This window comes from Nocardia sp. CNY236, from assembly GCF_000482385.1.
In the GTDB taxonomy this organism is placed as follows: Bacteria; Actinomycetota; Actinomycetes; order Mycobacteriales; family Mycobacteriaceae; genus Nocardia.
On the sequence record NZ_AXVD01000065.1, the window covers coordinates 1 to 4,485 of the forward strand.

Sequence of the window (4,485 nt, forward strand, 5' to 3'; positions counted from 1 at the left end):
CCTGGCTCAACGAGGTGGAACGCTGGTTCGGACTGCTGACCGACCAGCAACTCCGCCGCGGCGTCCACAGAAGTGTTGCCGCGCTGGAGAAATCGATCCGTGACTGGGTCGCTGCCTGGAACGAGGACCCGAAACCGTTCGTGTGGACCAAGACCGCTGACGAGATCCTCGAACGCCTCACCTCATATTTGAAACGAATTCCAGGCGCGGGACACTAGTAGGCGATCTCGAGTTCGCCTTTGCTGTTCGGGGTTTCAGGCGTCCAGCGTCCAGGACCCGGGCTCGTCGTCGTCCCGCAGTCGGTCGCGCGGGCGCCCGCCGGCCACGAGGATGTCGTCGACCTCGCGACGCAGTTCGGGGTCGACCTCGTGAACGGTGAACAGTGCCAGTGGCTCGACGGAGAATCGCCCGTCCGGTGCCAGCCACAGGCACACATCCATGTAGGGGTGGAGGTCGTGGTCGTGCAGGAGCCGGTACGCTGCGGCGACACTGTCGCCGGTGGCGCCCAGGTTCGCGGCCAGCATCCCATGATTCCAGGTCAGATGCTCCGGATCGTCGGCGATCAGGGTGGGCCAGTCGATCGGATGCTCGGTTCGTGCCCACTCCGGCCACGGCCCCTCCGGCATCCCCAGCTGCGCGTCGGTCAGCGCCAGCGCAAGCGGGCCGGGCATCTCCAGTAGCAGTTCGGTCGGCAGTCGGAATCCGGCGCCGTGCCCGCACGGTTCGCCACCGGTGGCGCCGCCGAACGCGGCGACCCGCAGGGTATCGGCCCACATCACCGCCCTCGGTCCGTAACTCGCTCGGCACTCGTCCCAATCGTGCTGCGCGATCGCCAGCACCTCGGGGTCGGCGGCGCGGAGGTTGTTCTCCCAGTTCATTACTCACTCTTTCGTTTCTTCCGATTCCCGGTACACCTGACGAGTACCGGGGTCTTCATGGGTGCCGGACCCGCTGCTACAGCAGGGTTCCCTGCTCGCCGGCAGGATCCAGGTAGCTCCACTCGATCCGGGTCACGGTGCTCTCCGGTGTGTTCGGTCAGCGCCACCGACATGAGGCGGGCCATCGGGTCACTCCTTGCTTTTCCATCTATATCTGTTCTGTGTTCTGGGCGAGGTAGCGGTAGAGGGTGGCGCGTGAGACGCCGAATGCTTCGGCGACCTGCCCGACGGGTTGGTCCTCGCGTAGCGCTGCTCGGGCCGCGGCGAGCTGGGCGGGGCTGAGTTTGCGGGGCCGGCCGGGCTGTTTACCTTGGGCGGCAGCGACTTCCCGGGCGTGAGCGGCCCTCTCCCGCATGAACACACGTTCCATGTGTGCGAACAGGGCGAGCATCGCGACGCTGAGTTCGGCCATGCCGGAGGTGTCGGTGGTGTCGATCGGCAGCGGATCGCGCAGTGTCTTCACGCCGATGCCGCGTTCGCTCAGGTCGTGGATGACGTTGAGGCACTCTCGGAGATTGCGGCCGAGTCGGTCGAGGTTGGTCGCCACGATCGTGTCGCCGTCGCGGGCGTAGGTCAGCATCTTCTTGAACTCGGGCCGGTCGATGGTGGCGCCGGTTTTCTTGTCGGCGTAGATCCGTTCGTCGGGGATCCCGTGTTCATCGAGGGCGACGAGTTGGCGTTCGAGGTCTTGGTGGGTGGTGGAGACCCGGGCGTAGCCGAGATCCATTACAGGACTGCCCGTCCGGTGGTCACGGCCGCAGTGCGCCGCGCAGCACCCGCGCGGTCTCGGCCAGGCCCGCCGCGTGCAGCGCGGTGACGAGTTCCTTGTCGGTGAGCACATCGTCGGTCAGCCGGGCCTCGATCTCGGCCAGTTTCGCGGTGTCGATCGCCATGATGGGTCTCCCTCGGGTAGTAGTCTCATAATTCTATCACGTGACGCTGTTTTGCGACATAATTTCGAGATAGGAATACGAGACTGTCCGACGTGGGGTTACGTTCCGGCGGTAAAGGTCTCGCCGGGGTGTCGCGGAACCTTGGTATCGAGACGAAGGTTCGCAGCGGTCGATTCCTCTGTGTGAGTGTGCCGCGGCTGACTTGTCACACGTCGTCCCGCTCCACTCTTGCATGAGTGTTCGGCAGACCCTCGTTTTCCGAACACTGGAAATCCGGCGCGAAGGCTTCGTGACTGAAGCGGGCGCCCTTGTCGGTGACCGCGCCCATACTGATAGTCGATCACGATCTGACTGCGAAGGGGCGGTTCGCCGATGCCGAAGTCCAAGGGGCGCAAACCAAAAGGCGGACTCGCCAGATCTGCCGCGAAGCCGACACGATCACGCGGCAGCTACTCGCCAGGGAAACTCGGTATGCCGCCGACGCTCATCGCGAACATGTTGGCCTCGGCACCGCCGGATCAGTTGGTGGAGTTGCTGCCGCCGATGCTGTGGCTGCACCACTCGGCCGGAGTGCCGGCCAATGTGTGCGTCTCGGCGGCCATGACACTGCATCACGCCTACGAAGCGATCGGCGTCACCGCGCGACCCACGCCCGTCGAACTCGTGGTCGGCCACAGGACGAGAGGCCCGATCACTCGTTACGGTGGCGGTGCACTGCATTGGGAGGGAACCGATTTCAGCGCGCACTGCGTGTTGTGGCTTCCCGGATCCGGCCGATGGGTCGATGCGACCGTTACTCAGTATCCGGAAGTACGCGCGTCGATGCCACTGCCGGTGATCGGGCGCATGGCGACCTCGATCGGTGGCAGTCAGGCATCACGTGAGGCGTTGGCGCAAGGTCGGCTGCTTCCTGGGGTTCACATGGCGGTTCCCCGTGAGGAACTGATCCTGGACTATACGGTCGTCGCCGACGACGGCGATGTCCTGACCACCGGTGTGCACGCCATCGGGCCCGGTGTCGCTGAGGACTTTCGTCGCACCGGGCTCAACCTCGCCGCCGGGGCGCTGCAATGGTGGCGCAAACCCGGCATCGTCGAACGTGTCCGCGCCGCGCCGTATCCGCGTGTGCACGCTCTGCTCGACGCGATCGGCCAAGCCCCGGTCTACATCGATGGCGATGGCGACTGGTTCTTCGAGACCGGACCGGGAGGCCGCCGCCGAGTTGACGAACTCCTCGCCACGCCGACGTAGAACACACGGCCGGGGGTGGTTTTCGCGGGATGGTTTTCGTGAGCAGGTCTGGCGTTTCGGTATCTGTCGACTGACAGAGTCTCGTACCGAATACCTGATTAACACGATCCTTACCGCACCTACGCTCGGCCTTCGCCCTGATTTGCGGCTGGTGACACGATCCTTACCGGCACGTCCTCCGTGGGTTCAGCCGTATTGAAGCCGTTTCGGCGGGAACTCGGCGTGTTTCGGCGCTACTGAGTCGAAAGGGCCGTGGGTTCGATCAAACCTAGCGGTTCGGGTCCCGACTATTTCTCCGGCTGTTGTTCGAGTTCGTCGCTGAGCAGGTGTTCGGCGGCGGTGGCGTAGCGCATGGCTGCGTTGTGGGAGATCCCGAAGACGAGCGACAGGTGCAGCGGATCCGGTCCTGCGGTGAGGGCTTCGTGGAGAATCCGGTCGCGGCGGATGCGGTCGACGCTGCACCCGGTGCGCTGCATGCGCAAGTTGACGAACCTCTGGCTCGAGCGGTGCCGTGCGTGGTCTTTGGGCTGACCAGGACATGCGGGTTCGTCGTGAGGGGCCAGGAGGTGCGGCGGTGGTCGAGCCAGAGCCGCAATGCCCGGTGTCCAAGATCGCCGAGTCGCTGGCGGCGACCGGCGAGGGTGACGCGTCGGTTGTTCAGGTCGAGGTCGTCGAGTGCCAGGTGGCGTATGTCCCCGGGTCCGGGCGGCGTTCTCGGCGGCCAGGGCGATGATGACCTGTCCGGCCGGGTCGGCCGCGAGTTGTTCGACGGCGTGGATCTCGTCGTCCGTCATCCGAATCAGGGTGGGGTCGGGTTGGTGCGCCTTGAGCCCGGTGGTCGGGTTTGTGAAGGTCAGGCCGTGTTTTCGGGCGAACCGGAACAGTGATCGCAGGGCTTTGGTGGCGTTGGCGTGTTGTGAGCCGAGCAGCGGCTCCAGTGCGGTGACGACGTCGGAGCGGGTGACTTCCCTCAGGTGGCTGTAGCGGGTGGCCCATTCTTCGATGAACGGGCGGACGCCGCCGAAGTAGACGTAGATCGTCGTGGCGGACCGGGGTCTTGATGTAGGTGTGGCCGATACCCTGGTCGATCACGTGCCAGCCGAAGACCGACTGGAACTCCGCACCATTGCCGGTCTGGATCTTCTCGACCTGGAACGGCAACCGGGACAGGACGTAGTCCAGGAACTGGATCGCGGTCTTCTGGTCCGAGCGGGGATAGACACGCAGCACCCGCAGCCGGGTGCAGTCGTCGATGGCGGTGTACTAGTAGAAGCGCTTGCGTCGCCCGGCCGCAGTGGTGACCGGTTCGATGAACTTCACATCGATCTGCACATGGTGGCCGGGGCGCTGCTTCTCGTAGCGCTTCCAGCGCTGCTTGTGGCGTTTGTAGCGTTGCGAGGCCG

7 protein-coding genes and 1 pseudogene are annotated in these 4,485 nt (G+C 64.9%); 3 read left to right on the forward strand and 5 right to left on the reverse strand.

The features are described 5' to 3' along the window. A pseudogene (locus tag K940_RS33270) lies at positions 1-218 on the forward strand (IS630 family transposase); the annotation flags it as partial. Between the two features lie 36 nt (positions 219-254). On the opposite strand, the gene K940_RS0121285 reads toward K940_RS33270, so the two are convergent. From K940_RS0121285 to K940_RS33985, 4 genes are all read right to left on the reverse strand, one after another. Beyond that, positions 255-878: a hypothetical protein gene (locus tag K940_RS0121285; protein ID WP_028479122.1), complete on the reverse strand. Its 624-nt coding sequence runs from the start codon at positions 876-878 to the stop codon at positions 255-257. A 208-nt stretch (positions 879-1,086) separates the two neighbouring features. Further along, the gene (locus tag K940_RS0121290) at positions 1,087-1,665 is read right to left on the reverse strand and encodes a recombinase family protein (protein WP_028479123.1); all 579 of its coding nucleotides are present in this window, start codon (positions 1,663-1,665) and stop codon (positions 1,087-1,089) included. Positions 1,666-1,687: 22 nt separating this feature from the next. Next, a complete protein-coding gene (locus tag K940_RS32625; protein ID WP_155981051.1) occupies positions 1,688-1,831 on the reverse strand; it encodes a hypothetical protein in 144 nt (47 codons plus the stop codon). A gap of 205 nt (positions 1,832-2,036) precedes the next feature. After that, a complete protein-coding gene (locus K940_RS33985) occupies positions 2,037-2,159 on the reverse strand; it encodes a hypothetical protein (RefSeq protein ID WP_255342615.1) in 123 nt (40 codons plus the stop codon). A gap of 44 nt (positions 2,160-2,203) precedes the next feature. Here K940_RS33985 and K940_RS0121305 point away from each other — a divergent pair, with 44 nt between their 5' ends. Next, the gene (locus K940_RS0121305; RefSeq protein ID WP_155981052.1) at positions 2,204-3,082 is read left to right on the forward strand and encodes a hypothetical protein; all 879 of its coding nucleotides are present in this window, start codon (positions 2,204-2,206) and stop codon (positions 3,080-3,082) included. 287 nt (positions 3,083-3,369) lie between these two features. Here K940_RS0121305 and K940_RS31135 read toward each other — a convergent pair whose 3' ends face one another. Beyond that, a complete protein-coding gene (locus tag K940_RS31135; protein ID WP_028479125.1) occupies positions 3,370-3,558 on the reverse strand; it encodes a hypothetical protein in 189 nt (62 codons plus the stop codon). A 213-nt stretch (positions 3,559-3,771) separates the two neighbouring features. Between K940_RS31135 and K940_RS33275 the strand changes: the two genes are divergently transcribed. Then, complete coding sequence (locus K940_RS33275; protein ID WP_028479126.1) at positions 3,772-3,969, forward strand: hypothetical protein; 198 nt, start codon at positions 3,772-3,774, stop codon at positions 3,967-3,969. Positions 3,970-4,485 lie beyond the last annotated feature (516 nt).

What these genes read in the sequence shown, in the direction of transcription:
- K940_RS0121285 (WP_028479122.1), bottom strand. Translation starts at nt 878, where the DNA reads ATGAACTGGGAGAACAACCTCCGCGCCGCCGACCCCGAGGTGCTGGCG.
- K940_RS0121290 (WP_028479123.1), bottom strand. Translation starts at nt 1,665, where the DNA reads ATGGATCTCGGCTACGCCCGGGTCTCCACCACCCACCAAGACCTCGAA.
- K940_RS32625 (WP_155981051.1), bottom strand. Translation starts at nt 1,831, where the DNA reads ATGGCGATCGACACCGCGAAACTGGCCGAGATCGAGGCCCGGCTGACC.
- K940_RS33985 (WP_255342615.1), bottom strand. Translation starts at nt 2,159, where the DNA reads ATGGGCGCGGTCACCGACAAGGGCGCCCGCTTCAGTCACGAAGCCTTC.
- K940_RS0121305 (WP_155981052.1), top strand. Translation starts at nt 2,204, where the DNA reads ATGCCGAAGTCCAAGGGGCGCAAACCAAAAGGCGGACTCGCCAGATCT.
- K940_RS31135 (WP_028479125.1), bottom strand. Translation starts at nt 3,558, where the DNA reads ATGCAGCGCACCGGGTGCAGCGTCGACCGCATCCGCCGCGACCGGATT.
- K940_RS33275 (WP_028479126.1), top strand. Translation starts at nt 3,772, where the DNA reads ATGTCCCCGGGTCCGGGCGGCGTTCTCGGCGGCCAGGGCGATGATGAC.